The sequence below is a fragment of the Nocardia arthritidis genome, from assembly GCF_011801145.1.
Classification (GTDB): Bacteria; Actinomycetota; Actinomycetes; order Mycobacteriales; family Mycobacteriaceae; genus Nocardia; species Nocardia arthritidis_A.
In genome coordinates, this window is record NZ_CP046172.1 from 1,523,447 (window position 1) to 1,544,406 (window position 20,960).

At 66.2% G+C, this 20,960-nt stretch carries 20 protein-coding genes, 1 tRNA gene and 2 pseudogenes; 15 read left to right on the forward strand and 8 right to left on the reverse strand.

The window, feature by feature from the left end; genetic code table 11:
- Window positions 1-8: 8 nt before the first annotated feature.
- On the reverse strand, window positions 9-1,664 hold the full coding sequence (locus F5544_RS06710; protein ID WP_167472377.1) for a hypothetical protein: 1,656 nt from the start codon (window positions 1,662-1,664) through the stop codon (window positions 9-11).
- Window positions 1,665-1,948: 284 nt separating this feature from the next.
- Here F5544_RS06710 and F5544_RS06715 point away from each other — a divergent pair, with 284 nt between their 5' ends.
- The 7 genes from F5544_RS06715 to F5544_RS47015 all read left to right on the forward strand — a co-directional run bounded on the left by F5544_RS06715 (window position 1,949) and on the right by F5544_RS47015 (window position 6,788).
- Complete coding sequence (locus F5544_RS06715) at window positions 1,949-2,530, forward strand: RNA polymerase sigma factor (RefSeq protein ID WP_167472378.1); 582 nt, start codon at window positions 1,949-1,951, stop codon at window positions 2,528-2,530.
- A complete protein-coding gene (locus F5544_RS06720; protein WP_167472379.1) occupies window positions 2,530-3,087 on the forward strand; it encodes a hypothetical protein in 558 nt (185 codons plus the stop codon). The genes F5544_RS06715 and F5544_RS06720 overlap by 1 nt, the downstream gene beginning before the upstream one ends.
- A 317-nt stretch (window positions 3,088-3,404) precedes the next feature.
- A complete protein-coding gene (locus tag F5544_RS06725; protein WP_167472380.1) occupies window positions 3,405-4,016 on the forward strand; it encodes a helix-turn-helix transcriptional regulator in 612 nt (203 codons plus the stop codon).
- 32 nt (window positions 4,017-4,048) lie between these two features.
- Window positions 4,049-4,297, forward strand: coding sequence for a DUF2283 domain-containing protein (locus F5544_RS06730; RefSeq protein WP_167472381.1), 249 nt, complete (start codon window positions 4,049-4,051; stop codon window positions 4,295-4,297).
- A 276-nt stretch (window positions 4,298-4,573) separates the two neighbouring features.
- Entirely contained in the window at window positions 4,574-4,867 is a 294-nt protein-coding gene (locus F5544_RS06735) for a type VII secretion target (RefSeq protein WP_167472382.1), read from the forward strand.
- On the forward strand, window positions 4,864-6,663 hold the full coding sequence (locus F5544_RS45755; protein WP_174867287.1) for a WXG100 family type VII secretion target: 1,800 nt from the start codon (window positions 4,864-4,866) through the stop codon (window positions 6,661-6,663). The genes F5544_RS06735 and F5544_RS45755 overlap by 4 nt, the downstream gene beginning before the upstream one ends.
- A complete protein-coding gene (locus tag F5544_RS47015; protein ID WP_275107016.1) occupies window positions 6,660-6,788 on the forward strand; it encodes a hypothetical protein in 129 nt (42 codons plus the stop codon). The genes F5544_RS45755 and F5544_RS47015 overlap by 4 nt, the downstream gene beginning before the upstream one ends.
- A 169-nt stretch (window positions 6,789-6,957) precedes the next feature.
- On the opposite strand, the gene F5544_RS06745 is transcribed toward F5544_RS47015, so the two are convergent.
- The 3 genes and pseudogenes from F5544_RS06745 to F5544_RS06755 form a co-directional block, all read right to left on the reverse strand.
- Window positions 6,958-7,518, reverse strand: a complete 561-nt coding sequence (locus F5544_RS06745) for a hypothetical protein (protein WP_203217496.1) — start codon at window positions 7,516-7,518, stop codon at window positions 6,958-6,960.
- A gap of 90 nt (window positions 7,519-7,608) precedes the next feature.
- A pseudogene (locus F5544_RS06750) lies at window positions 7,609-8,190 on the reverse strand (transposase); the annotation flags it as partial.
- Window positions 8,191-8,323: 133 nt separating this feature from the next.
- On the reverse strand, window positions 8,324-9,454 hold the full coding sequence (locus F5544_RS06755) for a PucR family transcriptional regulator (protein WP_203217497.1): 1,131 nt from the start codon (window positions 9,452-9,454) through the stop codon (window positions 8,324-8,326).
- A 137-nt stretch (window positions 9,455-9,591) separates the two neighbouring features.
- Between F5544_RS06755 and F5544_RS06760 the strand changes: the two genes are divergently transcribed.
- The 4 genes from F5544_RS06760 to F5544_RS06775 all read left to right on the forward strand — a co-directional run bounded on the left by F5544_RS06760 (window position 9,592) and on the right by F5544_RS06775 (window position 12,995).
- Entirely contained in the window at window positions 9,592-10,380 is a 789-nt protein-coding gene (locus F5544_RS06760; RefSeq protein ID WP_167472383.1) for a class II aldolase/adducin family protein, read from the forward strand.
- Between the two features lie 15 nt (window positions 10,381-10,395).
- Window positions 10,396-11,817: an amidase gene (locus tag F5544_RS06765; RefSeq protein WP_167472384.1), complete on the forward strand. Its 1,422-nt coding sequence runs from the start codon at window positions 10,396-10,398 to the stop codon at window positions 11,815-11,817.
- 27 nt (window positions 11,818-11,844) lie between these two features.
- Window positions 11,845-12,222 (forward strand): hypothetical protein, encoded by a 378-nt coding sequence (locus F5544_RS06770; RefSeq protein WP_167472385.1) that lies wholly within the window; start codon window positions 11,845-11,847, stop codon window positions 12,220-12,222.
- 98 nt (window positions 12,223-12,320) lie between these two features.
- On the forward strand, window positions 12,321-12,995 hold the full coding sequence (locus tag F5544_RS06775) for a TMEM175 family protein (protein WP_167472386.1): 675 nt from the start codon (window positions 12,321-12,323) through the stop codon (window positions 12,993-12,995).
- A gap of 64 nt (window positions 12,996-13,059) precedes the next feature.
- On the opposite strand, the gene F5544_RS06780 is transcribed toward F5544_RS06775, so the two are convergent.
- Window positions 13,060-13,133 (reverse strand) — tRNA-Met (locus tag F5544_RS06780).
- Window positions 13,134-13,194: 61 nt separating this feature from the next.
- Window positions 13,195-14,721: an L-piperidine-6-carboxylate dehydrogenase gene (gene amaB / locus F5544_RS06785; RefSeq protein WP_167472387.1), complete on the reverse strand. Its 1,527-nt coding sequence runs from the start codon at window positions 14,719-14,721 to the stop codon at window positions 13,195-13,197.
- A gap of 85 nt (window positions 14,722-14,806) precedes the next feature.
- Between amaB and F5544_RS06790 the strand changes: the two genes are divergently transcribed.
- The 3 genes from F5544_RS06790 (at window position 14,807) to F5544_RS06800 (ending at window position 18,064) form a co-directional block, all read left to right on the forward strand.
- Window positions 14,807-15,259 (forward strand): Lrp/AsnC family transcriptional regulator, encoded by a 453-nt coding sequence (locus tag F5544_RS06790; protein ID WP_167472388.1) that lies wholly within the window; start codon window positions 14,807-14,809, stop codon window positions 15,257-15,259.
- A 66-nt stretch (window positions 15,260-15,325) separates the two neighbouring features.
- Window positions 15,326-16,675 (forward strand): L-lysine 6-transaminase, encoded by a 1,350-nt coding sequence (gene lat, locus F5544_RS06795; RefSeq protein ID WP_167472389.1) that lies wholly within the window; start codon window positions 15,326-15,328, stop codon window positions 16,673-16,675.
- Between the two features lie 210 nt (window positions 16,676-16,885).
- On the forward strand, window positions 16,886-18,064 hold the full coding sequence (locus F5544_RS06800; RefSeq protein ID WP_238847122.1) for a beta-propeller fold lactonase family protein: 1,179 nt from the start codon (window positions 16,886-16,888) through the stop codon (window positions 18,062-18,064).
- Window positions 18,065-18,150: 86 nt separating this feature from the next.
- On the opposite strand, the gene F5544_RS06805 is transcribed toward F5544_RS06800, so the two are convergent.
- Window positions 18,151-18,486 (reverse strand): hypothetical protein, encoded by a 336-nt coding sequence (locus F5544_RS06805; RefSeq protein WP_167472390.1) that lies wholly within the window; start codon window positions 18,484-18,486, stop codon window positions 18,151-18,153.
- A 101-nt stretch (window positions 18,487-18,587) separates the two neighbouring features.
- Window positions 18,588-18,974 (reverse strand): annotated as a pseudogene (locus F5544_RS06810) (DUF1707 SHOCT-like domain-containing protein); the annotation flags it as partial.
- Between the two features lie 193 nt (window positions 18,975-19,167).
- Here F5544_RS06810 and F5544_RS06815 point away from each other — a divergent pair.
- Window positions 19,168-20,784 (forward strand): serine/threonine-protein kinase, encoded by a 1,617-nt coding sequence (locus F5544_RS06815; protein ID WP_167472392.1) that lies wholly within the window; start codon window positions 19,168-19,170, stop codon window positions 20,782-20,784.
- Window positions 20,785-20,960: the final 176 nt, after the last annotated feature.

Genomic DNA, 20,960 nt, shown 5'->3' on the forward strand with positions numbered 1-20,960 from the left:
CGCGCGGCTCAGTTCGCGGGCAGCTGCGTCGTCGTCGGCTTGCCCTTGTCCGTGACGGTCAGGGCGATCGACTTGCCGCCGCCGTCCCAGCCGTCGAAATCGAATGCGGCGGCGCCGGATGCGGCGACCGCGACACCGTCCTTCTTGAAGGTGCGCTTGCCGTGGTCGTCGATCCGCTGCATGGTGACGCCGTAGGAGCCCGGCGCCGCGGATTTGGCCGCATCGATGGTGAAGACGTTGCGGTCCAACGGAAGCGAGACGCTCACCGTGCCATTGGGCCCGACCGCCGCCTTGCTGACCGCGAAGGCGTAATCGGAATGTTCGTAGCTTTCGCCGATTTCGATATCCGGTGCCTGGGCGTCGGTGGAGCCGTAGGTGACCCGGTCGCCATCGGCGCTCATGTCGATGGTCGATTTCGCGTTGGGCGCCAAGTTGATTCCACTCACCGAAACGTCGAAGGCGTCGCCGAGGATCACCACGTCGGTCTTGTCCGGCTTGGTGAGTCCGGTGCCGTCGACGGTGATGGTGAAGTGGGTGTCGGCGGGAATCTGGTATTCGGGTTCGTACCGGTGGGTGGAGTTGTTCGACTTGATGTCGACGAACCGCGCACCGGGAATCTCGTTGACCCGCTTGCCGTTCAGATAGCCGATGCGCTTGCCCTTGTCATCGGTGATGAGCAGATGCCCGTGCTGGACCGGATCGCCGTCCAGGTAGATCGTCAGGGCCGGACCGCCCTTCGGGCCACCGGTTTTGCTGCCCTTGGTGTCGTGTGCGGTGTAAGGGAACTGCTGTTGCTGTTGCGCGGGCATCGTCGGATCCAGTTGCAGCGTCGCGGTTGTCGCGTCGCCCTCGTACGGTTCGCTCGGGTTCGCCGGGTTGGCCGCGGTCTCGTAGCGCCAGGTGTCGGTATTGCGGTCGACGTCGATGTGCCTGGTTACGCCGGGATAGTTGTTGTCGTAGATGAGGATCGCGACCTTGCCGTCGCCCTTGTCCTCCACCGCGTACGGCGTCACCTCGTGGCCGCCGGTCCGGTCCCGTTTGTAGAAGCCGACCGAATAGGTCTCGGGCGCACCGGGTTTGAGCACCTGAACGAGTTTGTCGACGATCTGCTTCGGGGTCCCGTTGATTTGCCCGGCCAGCACGCCCGGAAAAGTCTGCCCGATGAACTGCCGCGCGATCATCGATTGCAATTCGACATTGCCCGCCAGGTCGAGCTTGTCGGCGCCCGCGGCGCCGTACTTGGCCGGATCCAGTTTGTGCGCGGCCAGCAGCAGGCTGGTCACCGACATGCCGTAGCAGTGCCCGCCCGCCATGGCCTTGTTGGCCTCTTCCAGGTAGGCCTGGGCCTGCGGAATGAGTTCACAGCCGCCGACGGTGCTCGCGCACACCGAATCGCCGAACAGGGCGTGCATGGTGTCCGGCGTCAGATTCGTCGGGTTGTCGTCGTTACCGTAGTTCTGGAAGCGGAAACCGTTGGCCGCGGGCCGGAATCCGGAGTCGGCCAGCAGTTTGCCGGTCGGTGTGTAATCCGGCTCGCTGCCGCCTTCCGTCGACCCTTTCGTCGCGTTTTTGTTCGCCGCTGGCGGATTCGAGCCGCAGCCTGCCAAGGCCGCCACGACCAGCAGGATCGCGGCGCAGGCACGGAGTCCGGATTTGTCACGCATCTGCCGAGCATCGCAGAGTGACGATCACCGACCGATCATCGAAATATCAGCACTACCAGCACGTTCGATAACTACCGAACGGAAATGTGAACTGGGCGACACGGTAGGTCATACATTGATCCGGTCAGCGGAAACCCACCCGTGCCAGATGTAGCACGAAATGCGCTTCGGTGGTGCGTATTTCACGCCTGCCACCGGCGATTCCGCCGTCGTTATCCATGCTTGCCCGATGATTGCGACTGCCCGCCGGTAACGCCATCCGCGAATTCCGGCAAGTGATGAGTGTGACCGATTTGATGAGGGATCGCGGCTCCCCGCCCGACACCGACTACCGCCCCGATGGACCGGTTGCGGAGTTCGAACAGCTGTACCGCGCCAATTTCGGCCTGGTGCTGGCCTACTTCGCTCGCAGGACAACCGATCCGCAAATCGCCGCGGATCTGACCGCCGACACCTTCGTCGCGGCGATCACCTCGTTCGGGACGTTCGACCCGCGCCGGGGCAGCCCGCGCGGCTGGTTGCTCGGCATCGCCAAGAACGTGTACGCGCGGCACTGCGAGAACACCAGCCGGGCCCGGGATGCCATGGCCAGATTGGGCGGCAGGCGGGCGCTGGATATCGACGAGGCGTCGGAACTGCTCGTCCGCATCGATGACGAACGCTCGGGACGCGAACTGCTCGCCTCGCTGGCCGAGCTGGCGCCGGTGGACCGCGGCGCGGTCGAACTCGTCGATGTCGCGGGCCTGACGCCGAAGGAAGCGGCTGCGGCGCTGGGTATTTCGGCGGGCGCCCTGCGGGTTCGGCTGTTCCGTGCCCGCGCGAAGTTACGAAATCTGTTCGATCACAATCGGAAAGGAGCGAAGTGATGAACAAATTCGAGAATCGGCTGCTCGGTGAGCTGATGATCGAGCACGGCGCGGCACTGGCCACGGCCGACCGTACCGAACACCGGCGGCGTTCCCCGGTCCGGATGGCTGGAATCGCGGTGGGGGCTTTGGCTTTGGCCGGTGTGGCGACGGTCGTCGTCACCACCGTCGGCAACGATCCCCAGGCCTTCGCGGTGGTGCGCAACCCGGACGGCTCGGTCACCGTATCGGTGTCCGATCTGCGCGCCATCGACGACACGAATGCGAAACTGGCCGAAATGGGCGTGCCCGCAAGGGTTCTGCCCATGCGCAAGGACTGCCCCGATCTGGACGAGAGCACGGTCGTGCCGCTGGGGCAGCATTACACCCTGCCCCAGCAGAATGCGGACGGCTCGGTAACGCTGCGTCCGGAGGCCGCACCGCCGGGCTACGTCATGCTGCTGGGGCTGGCCGGTATGCCGGGAGGTCACCGCGTGGGCCTGTCGTTCACTGCCCCGGTGCGGCAGCCGGGACCCGCCTGCCTGTTCCTACCTGGCACCCTCGAACAGCCGCGCTGATCGAGCCGGTGCCCGACGCGCCGAAAACCGTCCGGGAGCGCTTCTCCGCCTGACCCCTCGAAAACGATCCGCAAACTTTATGGAACCGATCGCGCTGTTGTCCCGTCCAAACATTCAGCAGGACAACAGAAGACACGGACCGCTGGACAGTGGTGGTCCGTGTGGACGATCGGGGGTAGTAGGTGGTCACGACGCATGCGAGCCGGCCGACGCGGGTTCGGGGTAGTCGCAACCAGGCCGGATCGGCTCCGGACCTCGACGGGCCCCTGGTATTGGCGCATCCCAGCCTGCGTGAGTATCTCTGCTCGCGGAATCCGTTGTGGGGCAACCCTCTCGCCACCGGCATCAAGGTCGAGTTCGTCGATTACGAGGGCCTGAACACCCGCGACGATCTGGACGGCGCATCAATCATGCTGCCGGTCAATACCGAATATCAGGCCCAGAACCTGCAGACCGTGCGAGCCCGGCACGCGATGGAGCTGATCGTCGCGGTCACCAACGACGTCACCGGCCACTCGACATACTTCGCCATCCGCGCAGGCGCCAACTTCGTCATCAATATCGCGATCTCCGGCGAGCAGCAGGCCGAGATCTTCCGGGCGCGGCTGCGCGAGCACGCCCGTTCGGCCCGGCCCGCCTCGGTGGACGCGGTACCGCGCGGTGGCGGGTTCGAGGTCCGGCACGCGAGCGTCCGGCGCGGTGCCGGGGAGCATCCAGCACCGCTGGACGAATCCGACCAGCGCCTGCTGCATATGCTGCGTTCATCGATGACCGTCGCCGAAATCGCCCGCCAGAACTACATGTCCGAGCGATCCATGTACCGGCGTATTCGCAATCTCTATGACGCGCTCGGTGTGGTCGGCCGCGCCGAGTTGGTCGAATGTACCGGTCAGGGCGCGGGCCGGTCGCCCGTCGCGCTGTACGCCTGATCGAAATCATGAATGACGCAAAAGGATTCGAAATGCAAGCCGACTTCATCGACTACCTGACCTGGGATGTGCGCAACGACGTCGCCTACCTCGCGCTGCGGCAGAATCGCCCCGGTGACCGGCACTCCGCACGCACCATGCAGGTCACCGACGACACCGGCGCGGTGGTCGCGGTGCTCGACTTCGGTCCGGACGGTGAGCTCATCGGCATCGAATTCTTGGCTGCGCAAGTGCAATTGGGCAACGCGTTGAAGGCAGCCGCGCGAGTGGCGAACGACTGACCGCGCACCGCTGCACCGACCTATTCGAGGAGAACCATGGCCACCGACGTACACCGGGGCGACGTCCGCACCCGCCGCGCTCAGCCGACGCCGTTGGACGGGCCAGGATGCGGCGGCGCTGAATGATGCCCGTGGCTACTCCTAACAGCTTGTGGCGCTTGGCCATTCGCGATATTCAGAGGTAAGTTCGCCCGCCCGAGTGCCGAGGCTCGTCGGCTTCGGTATTCGATGCGCCCGACCGCATCGAGCGGGAATCTCCATGGCAGAGGGGACGAAATGCAGGTAGATCCGGTGGAATTGCGCGCGCTGGCAACATCGATGGACAGTATCGGCGCGGAGATCAAAGCGCTGAAGGTGCAGTCGGTGGCCGAGGACGCCTCCAGCGCGCTGCCTGGTTCGGCGCTGGCGCAGATGTGTGCGTCCGCCGGTGCGCTGGTGGAGGACGCCTGGGCGCGAATGGCCGCGCGGTGCGCGCAGGTCTCGGTCATCGCCAAGGGTGGCGCCGAAAATTACGTCGTCACCGATGACGAGTTCCGCGACAAGATCAACGCGTTGGGCATCAGGCAATGAAAAGCAATTCTGGAGACCAACCGACGCTGAGCCAGGTCCGCTCCTGGCAACCCTGGAAGCTGCGCGAGGTCGGCGAGGAGATGAACAAGCGCAGCGCTGATTTCAGCAGCCTGCTCGAAAGTATGGTCACGCAGATCAGGGATGCCGGTAAGCACTGGCAGGGCGATGCCTACTACTCCGCATACGATCGGATCGCGGGTGACCGCGACACCGGCTCCAAAATCGCCCAGGAAACCGGCGAACTCGCGCAAACCCTGATCGACGGCGGCAACAGCCTCACCGGATACCGGCAGGCGTTGCTGGACAAGGTCGACGAGGCCGAGCGCGCCGGATTCCAGATATCCGAAGACTGGCAGGTGACGGCCGGAACCGCCACCGACACCTCCGATCTGCACACCTATCAGAGCGCCATCACCACGTCACTGAACGAAATGATCGGCGTCCAAACCGATTTCACCACCAAAGCGGAGGCGGCCGACACCGGTCTGCGCACCCAGACCGATCAGCTGGGTTTGACCGACCAACCCTCCGACAAGTCGACCCCCCAATCCGATGACAAGTCGACGCTGACCGGCTCGCCCAAGGCCGACCCGAGCGCCGCCGCCCCCACGGACGATTCGACCAAGACCGCGCCGACCACGACGAGCCCGCAGAACGTCGATACCACCAAGCAGACGCCGGTCGAAACGCAGCCGCAAACGCAGAACCCGTCGAACGGGAATCCATCGCAGACACAGGATCCCTCGCTGACGCAGAATCCGTCGCCGACGCAGAGCCCGACCAAGAAAGACCAGGGCAATCCCTCGAATGGCAATCCCTCCAACGGGAATCCGTCCGATGGGAATCCGTCGAACGGTAATCCCTCGAACGGGAACCCCTCCAATGGGAATCCGTCCAGCGGCAATCCTTCGAACGGGAATCCGTCGAATGGCAACCCGTCGAACGCGAACCCCTCGAACGGCAATCCCTCGAACGGCAATCCCTCGAACGGGAATCCGTCGAACGCCAATCCTTCCAACGGAAACCCGTCGAACGCGAACCCCTCGAACGCCAATCCTTCCAACGGAAATCCGTCGAATGCGAATCCGTCCGATGGGAATCCGTCGAACGGTAATCCCTCGAACGGGAATCCATCCAACGGCAACCCATCCGACGAAAACCCCTCGAACGGCAACCCGTCCGACCCCAACACCCCGGCGACGACAACCGACAAGGGCAAGGCGGGCGAGTGGCGCCCAGGCGACATCTCCGAACTCGTCAGCTCGGTCAGCAAGATTACCGGCAGCGTCCCGGACCTCATCAAGGCCGGCGGCGAATTCCTCAAGGACGCAGGCGAATTCGGCAGTGAAATCATCAAGGACGGCGCCAGCGCGATCTCGACGGTCACCGATTCGGTGACGAAGGTGGTTTCGGCGATCGATACCGCGATAAACCACACCGGAACCCCGGACGGCACACCGATCAGCGATCCGAACACCCCCGCCCCGACCAACGACGGCTCAGGCGTCCCAACCGATCCCAGCAGAACCGGCGCCCCAACCGACACCGGCTCCGGTTCCCCCGCCCCCAAGTCCGACACCGGCGCCCCAACCGATCACAGGAACGGCTCCGACACCCCACCGGACAAGTCCGGCGCACCAAACGACCACAACTCCGGCACCCAACACGACAAGGGCACCCCACCTCCACCGCAGGCCCAGGCCCCAACCAAACCCACAACCCTGACCGCCCCGACTCCACCGCAACACCCACCCAACCCACCTCCACCCAATCCGCGACCCAGCCCACCTTCATGAGCGGTCTGATGGGCGCCGCCTCCCGCGGCGACACCGACCACGAACACACCCCGCGCCGTTTCGACCCCGAACCGGCCCCGACCCCCGAAGAGGACGACTTCGACGAGGAATACAAACCCTCCTGAAATCCCCGCTCACCCGCGCCCGATTCGGTCGGCGCGGGGCGGTCGCCCGCGCAAGACGGCAGAAGGTTCCGATCCGATCATCGTGACCGGTGAGGTAAGGCGCGACAGCGATTCGACCCCCCTGTCGAGAGTGCACGCTTACCAGCGACACCGCTGCGAAACCACCAGCCTATGTAGCCGGTGTGGATATGGCCGGGGCGATACCGCCGCGGGTGCGGCGGCGATAGTAGGAGATGGTTACTGCGGCCAGCAGCGGTCCCCACGCGGCCAGGGGTACGTAGCAGAGTGTGAAGATCACCCGCTGGGCTGGGCCGCCCATCTCGTTGGAGGATGGGTCAGCGAGCATCGCGTAGCAGTCGTAGGCGAAGGTGAGACCACCGGCGGTGGCCAGCACCGCGCCGACCAGAGCCGGTATGACGACGGCCAGTGGGCGGACCTGTCGGCCACCCAGCGCCGGAACCCAGTGCGGCACAACCTCACCCCATGGACTCACCAGGCCGATGGTCAGGAACGCCAATGCCTCGAGCACGATCATGATCGCGATCACGTATCCCCGTGCCCACCAGGGCAGATTCGTCGTGTCGCCAAGGGGAAGCCCCAATACCGCGCCGAACCGCCACAATGTGGACGGCAACGCGGCCACCGGCACGAGACGGGCAGCGATGACTGCCCAGCGCGGCGTGCCTGGGGACACACGGAACAACGGGTGGTCTGCCGATTTGTAAAGCACCAGCCGAATGCTGCCCACTGACGCAGAAAACCACATCCGCATCAAGGCCTACTTTTCGTACACCTCGAGGCGGAAGCGGATCCTCCGGCGAGAGTCCATGAAGATCACCGGATACACGCTGTCGAGGGGACGGTTCTGCCACTCGGCCATCCCGTCGATCACCTTGTCGGTGATCGTGGAGATCGTCTGCTTGGACACCTCGGCGCCATAGACCTCCCGCAGGTGCGCGGAGATCTCCCCGTGCGTGAGCCCTTTGGCCGACAGCGACAGCACCATGGTCTCCACACCGTTCAACCGGCGCTGCCGCTTACGCACGATCTGCGGCTCGAAGCTCGAGTCCCGGTCCTGCGGAACATCGATCTCGACCGGACCGACGTCGGTGACCACGGTCTTCGAGCGGGTTCCGTTGCGGGAGTTGGGAGTTCCCCGCCCAGCCGGATCACCGTGGTCATAGCCGAGATGGTCGGTGATCTCACCGTCGAGAGCGGATTCGACCACCATCTTGGTCAGCTGCGCCAGCAACCCACCCTCACCGGTCAACTGCAATCCGTTGGCCCGGGCCGAAGCCACCAGCTGACCCACCAGCTCAGCATCCACCGCCGAGGCCTTCGACTCCCTACGCTTCGCCACCGGGCCAGTATCGGCCACATCCGCCGTCATCACATCAGACATCAAGTGCCACTCCTAGATTGGGAGTTACACCGTTGTATTTACAGTCCCGTCGCGCGCGGGCCGGTCGTCCGCGCGCAAGACGGCAGAAGGGTCCGAGCCGATCATCGCGGTCCCGGGCGATGGCTCCTCTGTTTCAGGGATGAGTGAGCCAGTGCTGTAGCGCCCACCAGTGGTGGGTGGTTTCGGCGACAGTGGTGTGGTCTGGGTCGGTCAGGCTGTGGCCGGTGAGTTCACTGAAACGCCGCAGGCGGTATTTGACGGTGTTGGTGTGGATGTGCAGCGTGGTGGCGGTGGGTTCGATCCGGCCGCGGTGATCGAGGTAGGCCAGGGCGGTCCGGGCGAGGTCGCGATGGAACGGGTCGGTGGGGTCGAGGTCGGTGAGTAGTTGTGCGGCAAGGATTTTGCCCAGTTCCGGCTGAGTGTGGGTGGCGATGAGCAGTGCCAGGTCGGTGAGCCTGCGCAGCCCGGCCAGGCCTGCCGTCCGGCCTGCCCGCAGCGCCCGGCGGGCGAGATCGTAGAGCGGGGCCACCTGTGTGGGCCGGGCCGCGGGCGTGGTAACCAGCAACGGACAGTCGTCGTCGAATCGGGGTAGCCGGGCCACCAATGCCACAAGCCGCCCGTCGACCAGCCCGCTCAGTCCCGGCCCGCCGGCCGTCAGCGCGGTCGCCAAACGCGCGGCGAGGGTCGGATCGCTGATGTCGCTGACCACACAGTGGTAGGCGGCCGATGCCGACAATGGTGCACACGAGGCGGTCTGCTCACCGTGCAAAAGCTGTCGCAGCGTTTGGGTTTCGCGCTCGGTTCGGGTGCGTGCCAGGTTCAGTTCGGTCTCACGGTGAGTGTGCACGACGCGGTGCACCACCTCGGTGGCGATCTGATCGAGGTGGACCACGGCGTCCAGCAATGCCCGCGGCGGGACCGACAGCGTGTCCCCCTGCTCGATGAGCATCCGCTTCACGCAGGACAGGCTGGCTTGGACCCCGTCCAGTAGCGCCTCTATCGATACGCCCTGCTGGGCTCGCTGCGCGCCCAGGCGTTCGGCCGCGGCCAGGACTTCCTCGCCCGGTGTGCTGTCGCTGGTCACGATGCCGTGCAACAGGATCCGGGCGTGGCGGCGGATCTCCTCCTCCGGCAGGGCCGCGATCGGGGGTGACGCTTCGCGCGAGGCCCGCACCATGGCGGCGACCATGGTGCGGGCCACGGCCCGATCGCGGGCGTGTTCGATGAGCCGAGCCCGGGCTCGGTCGATGGTCACCTGTTTCACGATCACTCCGTCTCAACTGTCGGTTTCGGACAACCGGCAGGGCAAGCGCTGTATTGAACAGCCTAGAAGGGGGTGGAAGACACGTGTTGTAGTTGGTCATCGATAAGCAGCACAGTCGCTCGACAAGGAGGTTTCCCGTGTCGGACACCGAGAAGATTTTGGAGAAGGCACTTTCGGGCGTGCCGATGCCACCGTCGTTCGACAATGTGGAGGACGAGCGTCAGCACCGCAAGCAGCGGCTGGCCGCCGCGTTCCGGTTGTTCGGCAAGTTCGGGTTCGAAGAGGGTGTGGCCGGGCACATCACGGTACGTGACCCGGAATTGACCGACCACTTCTGGGTCAACCCATTCGGCATGTCCTTCAAGCACATTCGGGTGCGCGATCTGATCCTGGTCAACCATCGGGGCGAGGTGGTCGAAGGCGGTCTGCCGGTCAACGACGCCGCCTTCGCCATCCACTCCCAGGTGCACCAGGCTCGCCCGGACGTAATCGCCGCATGCCACAGCCACTCCACCTACGGGCGCGCGCTGTCGACGCTCGGCGACATGCTGGAGCCGATCAGCCAGGACGCGTGTGCGTTCTACCGGGACCACGGTCTGTTCGACGACTACACCGGAGTGGTCACCGATCTCGAGGAGGGCAAGCGCATCGCCGCGGCCCTCGGCGGTCACAAGGCCGTGATCCTGCGCAACCACGGCCTGCTGACCGTCGGCGACACCGTGGATGCCGCCGCCTGGTGGTTCATCACCATGGAACGCTCCTGCCAGGTTCAACTGCTGGCCAAAGCCGCCGGCCAACCTGTGCCGATCGACCCCGACAGTGCGGCTCTCACGTACCGGCAGGTCGGCAGCGGCCTGGCGGGGTGGATCCAATTCCAACCGCTGTATCGGCAGATCACCCGCGAGCAACCCGACCTGTTCGACTGACGGCACCGAAAACGTATGACGGACAACGAGATCGTGGCCGCCGGGGTATCCCGGCAGTACACCGCGCTGACATCCGGCGAGCTGACCGCGATGGAACTGACCGAAGCCACCCTGGACGCCATCGACCGGGCCTCCGCGTTGAACGCGTTCACCACGGTGCTGCGGGACGCTGCCCGGCGCGACGCTGCCGAACGAGATCGCGCCCGGGCGGCGGGCGAGCCGCTCGGACCGCTGCACGGCATCCCGGTCGCGATCAAGGACGAGATCGACGTCGCCGGTGTGACAACAACATTCGGTACCCGCGCCAATCGCACGCCGGCGCGTGCCGACGCTGAGGTGGTGCGGCGGCTGCGCGCCGCCGGGGCGGTGATCGTGGGCAAGACCGCAATGAGCGAGTTCGGGCAGTGGCCGTTCACCGAGTCGAGCACCTATGGAATCACGCGGAATCCGTGGGATCCCACACGAACTCCCGGAGGTTCGAGTGGCGGCTCGGCGGCCGCGGTGGCCGCCGGGTTGGTGCCGGTGGCACTGGGCGGAGACGGCGGCGGATCGATCCGTATCCCCGCCGCGTGCTGTGGGCTTTTCGGGTTGAAGCCGCAGCGGGGCCGGGTGACTTCCGCACCGATGACGGCGCTGTGGGGGGCGTTGGGGACATGCGGACCGCTCACCCGCACCGTGCTCGACAGCGCCATCGTCTACGACGTCATCCGTGGCAACCTGCCCGGCGACCGGTTCCGTGCTCGGGAGCCCGAGACGTCGTTCACCGACGCCGCACGAAAGCCGCCGCGCCCGTTGCGCGTCGGATTCTCTGCGAAGACCACGACTGCGCTGGTGAAACCACATCCGGAGCAGGTGCGCGCGCTGGAGGCGACCGCCGGGCTGCTGGCCGGCCTCGGACATCGGGTGGACGAGATCGACCCGCACTATCCCGACACCACACCGGCACTGCTGACCCAGTTCTACGGGGGAGTGCGCGCCGAGGCGCAGATCGTGGAGTATCCGGAACTGCTGGAACGACGCACCCGGCACACACTTCGATTGGGTGTATGGGCACGCCGGCCGGTGCTGGAGTGGGCGATCCGCGCCGGAGAGTCGTTGGGCCGCAAGCTCAATCGAATTTTCGACGCATACGATCTGCTCCTGACGCCGACCACCGCGATCCGGCCACCACGAGTCGGTGTGCTGGATGGCAAGGGCAGCCTCGCCGCGACGGTCGCCTGCTTCCCGATGGTCACCTACACCGCGATCTGGAACGTCGCGGGCAATCCGGCCGCTTCGCTGCCGGTGGGCGTCGGTGAGGACGGCCTGCCGCTGGCCGTGCAGCTGGTCGGGCCACCTGGCGGAGAGACCACGATCCTGCCGGTCGCCACGCAACTCGAACAGGCCCGCCCACAACCACGCCCGCATCCCGACCGAGGGCCCGCCGAATCCGCATGACAACGGTTCGCGGCCTGCTCCGCCTCGGTGCCGACGAACGGTTCCGGCGCACGCGGGGTCGACGACCGAGCCCGCAGCGCTGGTGATCTCGCTCAGAGCCTCGTCGAGGGCGGGGTCTTCGGCGGTCCGCCGGCCGCCGCGCCTCAGGCATACCTGGCCACCTCGCCACTGACCTACGTCCGGCCGGGTTTGCCCCCGACCCTGCAACTGCAGGGCACCAGCGATCATGTTGTGCCCCATGCCCAGGCCACCATGCTCGACGAAAAGCTCACCGCCGCAGGCGTACCGCACCACACGGTCCTGCTGCCCTTCGCGGACCACGGTTACAACCTGATCTGGGGCAGCTGGCCCAGCCAGATCAGCTACGGCGTCCTCGACCAGTTCCTCACCACCCACACCCGCTGAAACCACCATGCCGACGGTCGACACTTCGGGTGAGCCGTACCGCGCCCCGCTGTGCGTGTCGCCGAGGGAATCGACGTCCGATCATTACCATCTTCCTGGTGCGCGGGCTTTCGACCCGGGCCTCCGGCCCGGAGCGGCTGTGGGCATTCTCCGATGGCGTGTACGCCATCGCGATCACGCTGCTGGTGCTGAACATCGATATGCATCCGGATTTGAACGACGCGGAATTCCTCGACGCGCTGCGCCGGACGGTGCCGCAGATTTTGGCGTACGCGCTCAGTTTCGTGGTCATCGCAGCCTTCTGGCGCGATCAGCGCCGGATCCTCGCGGGCGTCCGGCATGCCGACGACATCATGACCCGGACGACCCTGCTGGGACTGGGCCTGGTGGCACTCATGCCATTTCCCACCGCGCTGCTGTCCGAATACGGCCACCGTCCCCAAGCAGTGGCCATCTACTCCGGCACCATCGCCGCCGTGGCAGCGGTCCACTCGGCGCTCGTGCTGTATCAGCGGAGGCATCCGGCGTTGCTTGCCGAACCGATGACAACGGACGACTACCGTTTCTCGTTGCTCGATCTGGGCACGACGGTGCTGGTCATGCTGGTATCGGTGGGCATCGCCCTCGTCCTCGGCTCGGCAACCGTCGCCAAATGGATCTGGGTCGTACTCCTGCCCGCCAAACAGATCCTCACCCTGATGCAGAAGCGGCAACTGGCGCGACATGAGCAGACGCCGAATTCATCGACGGAGCAAGCGGCAACCGAGGAGTAGCGGCGTACTCGATGTGCAACGCGAAAACGGCCCGGAACCAGTAGGTTCCGGGCCGTCTCTTTTGTAGCGGGGACAGGATTTGAACCTGCGACCTCTGGGTTATGAGCCCAGCGAGCTACCGAGCTGCTCCACCCCGCGTCGGTATTTACAACACTACACGTGCGGGGTGGAGGTACCAAAACGCCCGGTCAGGGGTGGTTCAGCCGAACTGAATACCTTGGGCGAGGGGGAGTTCGGCGGAGTAGTTGACGGTGTTGGTGGCGCGGCGCATATAGGCCTTCCACGAGTCGGAACCGGATTCGCGGCCGCCGCCGGTCTGCTTCTCGCCGCCGAACGCGCCGCCGATCTCGGCGCCGGAGGTGCCGATGTTGACGTTGGCGATACCGCAGTCGGAGCCGTCGGCGGCCAGGAAGCGTTCGGCCTCACGCTGGTCGCCGGTGAAGATGGCGGACGAAAGTCCTTGCGGCACAGCGTTGTGCAGTTCGATGGCGGCGTCGAGATCGTGGTAGTCGAGCACGTAGAGGATGGGTGCGAAGGTTTCCTCGCGCACCACGGCGGTCTGCGCGGGCATCCGCACGATGGCCGGGCGCACATAGAAGGCGTCGGCGCCGAATCCGTCGACTCGCTCACCGCCGCATACCAATTCGCCGCCGTCGGCGATGGCCCGCTGCAGTGCGTCACGCATCGCCGTGTAGCCGCGCTCGTTGATCAGCGGGCCGACCAGCACTCCGTCGTCGAGCGGATTGCCAACGCGCAGTTGGCTGTACGCCTTCTCCACCTGTTCGATCAGCGGGCCGACCACGTCGGCGTGCACGATCAGCCGCCGCAGTGTGGTGCAGCGCTGTCCGGCGGTGCCCGCCGCGGCGAAGACGATGCCCCGCGCCGCCAGCGCCAAATCCGCTGTGGGCGTGACGATCGCGGCATTGTTGCCGCCGAGTTCGAGCAGGCAGCGGCCGAAGCGCGCGGCCACCCGCGGCGCGACCTGCTGTCCCATCCGCACCGAACCGGTGGCGCTCACCAGCGCGACGCGCGCATCGTCGACCAGCTTTTCACCGACCGTCGAATCGCCCTGAATCAGTTGGTGCACTTCGGGATCCGCGCCGACATCGGTCGCGGCCCTGCGCAGCAGCGAGTGGCAGGCGAGCGCGGTCAGCGGCGTCGTCTCCGACGGTTTCCACACCACGGTGTCCCCGCAAACCAGTGCGACGGCGGTATTCCACGCCCACACCGCGACCGGGAAGTTGAATGCCGAGATGACGCCGACCACGCCCAGCGGATGCCAGGTCTCCATCAATCGGTGCCCCGGCCGCTCCGAAGGCATCGTCCGCCCGTACAGCTGCCGGGAAAGACCGATGGCGAATTCGCAGATATCGATCATCTCCTGCACTTCACCGAGCGCCTCCGGGCCGATCTTGCCCGCCTCCAGCGTCACCAGCTCCGCCAGTTCCGCCTTGTGCGTGACGAGCAGTTCGGCCAGCCTGCGCACGAGGGCCGCCCGCACCGGCGCGGGCACCGTGCGCCAGGACCGGAAAGCCGTTGCCGCGCGGCCGATCGCCGCGTCGACCTCGTCGAGTGAACTGGGCGCCATGCTCATGAGCCGCTCGCCGGTGATGGGCGTGCGGGCGAGCAGCGCCCCCGGTTCCGGCTGCCGGGCGCCGAGCGCGCGCAGCAATCGCGCCGCACGCCGGGCCAGTTCGGTGGTCTGATCGCCGAGTACATCCGTCATGTGTTGGTCCGCCATACCTTTCGACCGATGGGTGGTGTATCGAGGTTTCCGCACCGAGGTGGGCTTGCTGAGTTATCTTTCGCTGATGGCGGATACACCGGCACGACCTGTGCTCGACGACATTGATCGGCTACTGATTCGGGAACTGATGGCCGATGGTCGCGCCACCCTGTCCAACTTGGCCGAGAAGGCGAGTCTGTCGGTATCCGCGGTGCAGTCGCGGGTGCGCAGGTTAGAGGCGCGCGGGGTGATCCGGGGCTATACGGCGCATGTCGACCCCGAGGCGCTCGGGCAGTTGCTGTCGGCATTCGTCGCGATCACTCCTCTCGACCCCTCGCAGCCCGACGACGCGCCCGCACTCCTGCAGCACATCCCGGGCATCGAGGCATGCCATTCGGTGGCGGGCGACGAAAGTTACATGCTTTTGGTCCGGGTGGCCTCACCGCGGCATCTCGAGCAGCTGCTGCAGGAGATCAGGGCGACGGCCAACGTCCGGACGCGGAGCACGATCATTCTGCAGACATTCTATGACAGGTAGTCGTTACGTGGAGTAATTACCGCGGATCTGTAGAGATTTCGTAAATCTTTCCGTACCCTCGCTGGTGTGACCCTCGAACTGGAGCGCACCCGCGCGGGTGGTGACATCACCTCGGTCACCCCCGCCGACCGGGTGCATGAGATCTTGTCCGCGAACATCCTCGCCGACGGGTTCGACCTTGTGCTGGATCTACGGCAATCCCGTGGCTGCCGGCTGGTCGATGAACGCGACGGCACGTCCTATCTGGACATGTTCGGCTTCTTCGCGTCCAACGCGCTGGGTATGAACCACCCGGCGCTGGCCGACGACGAGGAGTTCCGCGCCGAACTGGCCACCGCCGCACTCAACAAACCGAGTAACTCCGATATCTACACCGTCGAGATGGCGAGGTTCGTGGAAACCTTCGCCCGGGTACTCGGCGATCCGCGCCTGCCGCACCTGTTCTTCATCGACGGCGGCGCGCTCGCCGTGGAGAACGCGCTCAAGGTCGCCTTCGACTGGAAGAGCAGGCATAACGAAATCCACGGCCGCCCAGCCGAACTCGGCACCAAGGTGCTGCACCTCACCGGCGCGTTCCACGGCCGCACCGGTTACACCCTCTCGCTCACCAACACCGATCCGACGAAGACGGCGCGCTTCCCCAAATTCGACTGGCCGCGCATCGACGCGCCGGTACTCGGCGACGGCGTCGACATCGAGGCGGCCGAGGCGAAAGCGCTCGACCAGGCGCGTCGCGCCTTCGCCGAAAACCCGCACGACATAGCGTGTTTCATCGCCGAACCGATTCAGGGCGAGGGCGGCGACCGGCATATGCGGCCGGAATTCTTACGGTCCATCCAACGGCTGTGCCATGAGAACGACGCGCTGTTCATCCTCGACGAGGTGCAGACCGGCGTCGGCATGACCGGAACCACCTGGGCCTACCAGCAACTGGGCCTCGAGCCCGACGTGGTGGCCTTCGGGAAGAAGACCCAGGTGTGCGGCATCATGGCCGGCGGGCGCGTCGACGAGGTGCCGGACAACGTGTTCCGGGTCAGCTCGCGGATCAACTCCACCTGGGGCGGCAACCTCACCGATATGGTGCGTACCCGGCGCATCCTCGAGGTTTTGGAGGCCGACGGGTTGGTCGAGCGGTCCCGTGCGCTCGGCGCGCACCTGCTGGACCGGTTGGGTGTGCTCGCCGACGAGCATTCGAGCGTCAGCGAGCCGCGCGGGCGCGGGCTGATGTGCGCGATCACGCTGGCCACGCCGGAACTGCGCGACCGGGTGCTCACCGCGCTGCGCGAACAGGAGCATGTGCTGATCCTCGGCACCGGTGAGCGCGGTATCCGGTTCCGGCCGCCGCTCACCGTCACCGCGGCCGAAATCGACGCCGCGGTGGACGCCTTGGCGCGCGTGCTCGAGACGCTCGGTTAGGCCCGGCCGAGGCCAACCGCCGAACGCCGCGCAATTGTCAAATTGCGCGGCGTTTGCCATATTTCTGGACTATGCCAACAGATCCGAGATGACCTGGTAATTCGGATGATTCGGGCGGGTGGCGCGGATTAACCAATAATCAGCTGACCACCGCATAGGCTTCGCAGCCATGTCCTCTCGTCCTCACCACTTCCCGGCACGGTGCAGCGCGTGAACCGACGTCTGGCACCAATTGTCGTGACGATCGTCCTGGCGGCCGCGGGCTGCGCCTCGACCAGCGAGGCGGGTTCGGTGGTCGGCCGATCGACGACCTCGGCGGCGCCCGCACCGCCGCCACATCTGACGAACCTGCTACCCGGCATGCCGCCGCCGCTATCGCCCACCGATGTCTACGCGGCGGATCGGGAGCTCAGCCCGGCCGTCGCCGAGCATCGGCCGCTGGTCTACGTGCCCAACAGCGAATCGCATTCGGTATCGGTGATCGACCCGAACACCTTCGAGGTGGTCGACACCTTCCCGGCGGGTGGGCGGGAACCGCAGCATGTGGTCCCCGCCTACGACCTGCAGACCCTCTACGTCACCAACGATCTGCCGATCGGCAGCGGCAGCCTGCTCCCGATCGACCCACGCACCGGCAAACCCGGCGACCCGCTGCCGGTCCGCGACCCGTACAACATGTACTTCACCCCGGACGGCAAATTCGCGTTGGTCGTCGCCGAGGCGGACAAATCGCTCGACTTCTACGATCCGCACACCTGGCAGCGGGTCGACGCCATGGCGGTGCCCGACTGCGCGGGCATCGACCACATGGACTTCACCGCCGACGGCCGATTCGCCGTCGCCAGCTGTGAATTCTCCGGGCGCATGCTGGTTTTCGACGTCGCCGAGCACAAACAGGTCAAGCTGATCGACCTTCCGAGCGGCAGCGCCGGCATGCCGCAGGACGTGAAGCTCGCACCCGACGGACGCACCTTCTACGTCGCCGACATGATGGCCGACGGCGTCTACGCCATCGACGCGCTGACCTTCGAGAACACCGGATTCATCGCGACAGGCAAAGGGGCGCACGGACTTTACGTCACCCGCGATTCGAAGCAGATGATCATCACCAACCGCGGTGAGGGCACCATCTCGGTCTGGGATTTCGCGACCAACCAACTGGTGCGCAAATGGGAAATCCCCGGCGGCGGCAGCCCCGACATGGGAAACATCTCCGCCGACGGCCGCACCTTCTGGGTATCCGGACGCCACCACGGCGAGGTCTACGCGATCGACATCGTCAACTGGAACCTGTTGGCCCGCATACCCGTCGGCCGCGGAGCACACGGTCTGACGGTCTGGCCCCAGCCGGGCCGCTACTCGACCGGACATACCGGCGTCATGCGCTGACCCAACCGGCCGCGCCCGAATCCCATTGTGCGGGATAGTAACTGGGCGCGGCCGGTCAGTGGTCGAGGTAGGCGGTGGGCATGGCCTCAGGTTATTCGAAGTGCCAGTGCGCCTTCGACGAAACGGCGGACCGCGGCTTCCCCGCTCTTCAGGGCGGGTTCGTGGCCGGGGCGTGCCCAGCCGGTGAGTTGGGCTGTTTCGCCGGTAGGTGTCACGACGATCTCGGCGACCAGTTCTGCGGTGGTGGGTTCGCAGACGGCCCAGGAGAAGTGGGTTTCGTCGGTCCATTGGGCGGTGCGGGTGGCGACGTAGTCCGGGTCGGTGATGCCGCCCGCGGCGAGGGTCGGGCGGTCGTCGATGCGGTCGTCGGCGCGTAGGGCGCGTAGGTACCAGGTGCCCGCGTTGATCTCCACCGGCTCCATCAGGCGCGGTCCTCGTCGTCGCGGCGGCCCTCGAGGCGGTCCCGGCGGCCTTCGAGGCGGTCGCGGCGGCGGTCGAGCAGGTCTTGATGGCGGTCGAGATGTTCGCGGCGGCGCTCGTCCCGGCGGGGGTTGTGGCGTCCGCCGTAGAGCAGGGCGCCGGCCAGCGGGATCGCCAGGAAAAACCACCAGTGGCCGGTGGCGAGGAACAGGATGAGCGCCAGGATCGGGATGACCGCCATGATCCGGTCCGGCCAGTCGGACAGGAATTTGTGCTCCGATTTCGCGGGCGCGGGTTTCTCGGCCACCGGCTGCGGCAGATCGGTGAACACCTGTTCCAGATCGCCGCGGGTCAGCGCCGCCGCCACGATCGCACTGCGCTCGTCGAACTCCGCGACGCTAAGCCTGCCTGCCGCGAAATGATCGGAAAGCCGCTGCAGCGCCTCTTCTCGTTCGGCGGTGCCGATGCGGATTTCCGGGACCTCACTCATAGGAGAAAGGGTAATAGGCGCGGGTCGCGCGGGGTCCGCGAGATGGCGGCTGTCGCTGGTCGGAGAGGTCACACTGTCGCCCGGTCTGCTCCGGGACTACCCTTCAAGGTAAGCTCGGCGCTTGACATCTGGACCGTGAGCTGCGCTTTCGGTATTCGCGGCGAGATGTCAACGGCGACACGGAGGTTTGCGGATGGGGGAGGAGCGGTTCGGGAGATATCGGCTGGAGCGGTTGCTCGGCAAGGGTGGGATGGGCCAGGTCTGGCTGGCCTACGACACCGTCGTCGAGCGCAGGGTCGCGCTCAAGCTGTTGCCCGCCGAACTCGCCACCGACGCGAAGTATCGCAAGCGCTTCGAGCGCGAGGCCGAAGTCATTGCGGCGCTGCGCGATCCGCATGTGGTGCCGATCCACACGCACGGTGAGATCGATGGACGGCTGTTCATCGACATGGAATTCATCGAGGGCATCGATCTGGGCGTGCGGTTGCAGACCGATGGGCCGATCCCGCCCGCGGTCTCCGTCTCTGTAATCGAGCAGGTCGCGTCCGCGCTGGACGCCGCGCACCGGGTCGGCCTGGTGCACCGCGATGTGAAGCCGTCCAATATCGTGCTGCGCGCCGACGGGGCGGCCTATCTGATCGACTTCGGGCTGGCCCACAGTCGCGGCCAGACCGCGCTCACCGCAACCGGTTTCGCCATGGGCACCTGGGCCTATATGGCACCGGAACGCTACACCGGCAACACCGATGGCCGGTCCGACGTGTACTCGCTGGCCTGTGTGCTCTATGAATGTCTCACCGCGCGACGCCCTTACGGCGACACCGACCCGCCCCAGCAGATGCACGCCCACCTGATGTCCGCACCGCCTCGCGCCAGCTCGCTGAACCCGGTCATTCCGCCGACATTGGACGGCGTCATCGCGCGGGGCCTGGCGAAGGATCCGGTGCAGCGCTATCAGTCGGCGGGTGAGTTCGCGCGCAATGCCCGCGCGGCGCTGGAGGCCGGTAAACCGCCGACGAAACTGCTTGCACACCAGGATATTCCGCAGACCAGGATCGAAACCCGCATCGCGCCGATGTATCCGCATCCCGGATTCGCGCAGCCGGTTCCGGCGGGAGCGCCGATCCCGCAGCCGAATCCGCAGCGCGGACGGCAGCGCACCCATCCGGTGACACCGCACCTCCCGCACAACCAGACGGTCATGCCGCGCGCGGGAGCCGTTGCGCCCCAAGTCAATGCGCCCCAAGTCAATGCGCCGCAGCCGCCTGGGCATCAGTCGACTGGGCACCAGCCGCCTGCGCCTCAGCCGACTGTGCTCCCGCCGACGGCGCATCAGACGCATGTGCTCCAGCCCAATGCGCTCCAGCCGAACGCATACCAGTCCAATCAGTACCCCGCCGCGCCATCGCGCCGCCAATGGTACCTGCGTCGCCAGCCCGCCCGCCCCACCGCCACACCGTGGCCCGTCCGGCCACCCGCGCCCGCGCCGCGTAGACGGAAGAGCCGCACCAGACGCTTCCTCATCGCGATCATCCTGATCCTGCTCTCCCCGTTCCTGCTTCTCGCGGGTTGCGCGGTACTCGTGCTACTGGCCGACGGTGACGGTGGCGGCAGCCCGGCGCCCTCCCCGGCCAGCGTCAACGAAACCGATACGGTGACACCGGAAATCCGGCCGACCAAACCCCCGCCGCTACAGATCCCCGGCGGCGATCCGAAAACCGATCCGGGCCCGGTGTTGCGGATACCGGGACTGGAGGACGACCCCGCGCCATCGACGCCGCCGACGAAGGTTCCGCCAGGACGAGGTTGATCGATGTCGCGGACCGCGTCATTGGTCGATGAGGCGGCCGCACCCCGTCTCCATGGTGCGCACCCCCTACACCGTGTGCACGGTTCGAAGCCGAGGTGCAGGCACCCTCATTTACCTTTGAGCGCGTAGGTAACCGGTTCGCGCGCCGCGCAAGAAGCTGAACCTACGGGGGCACA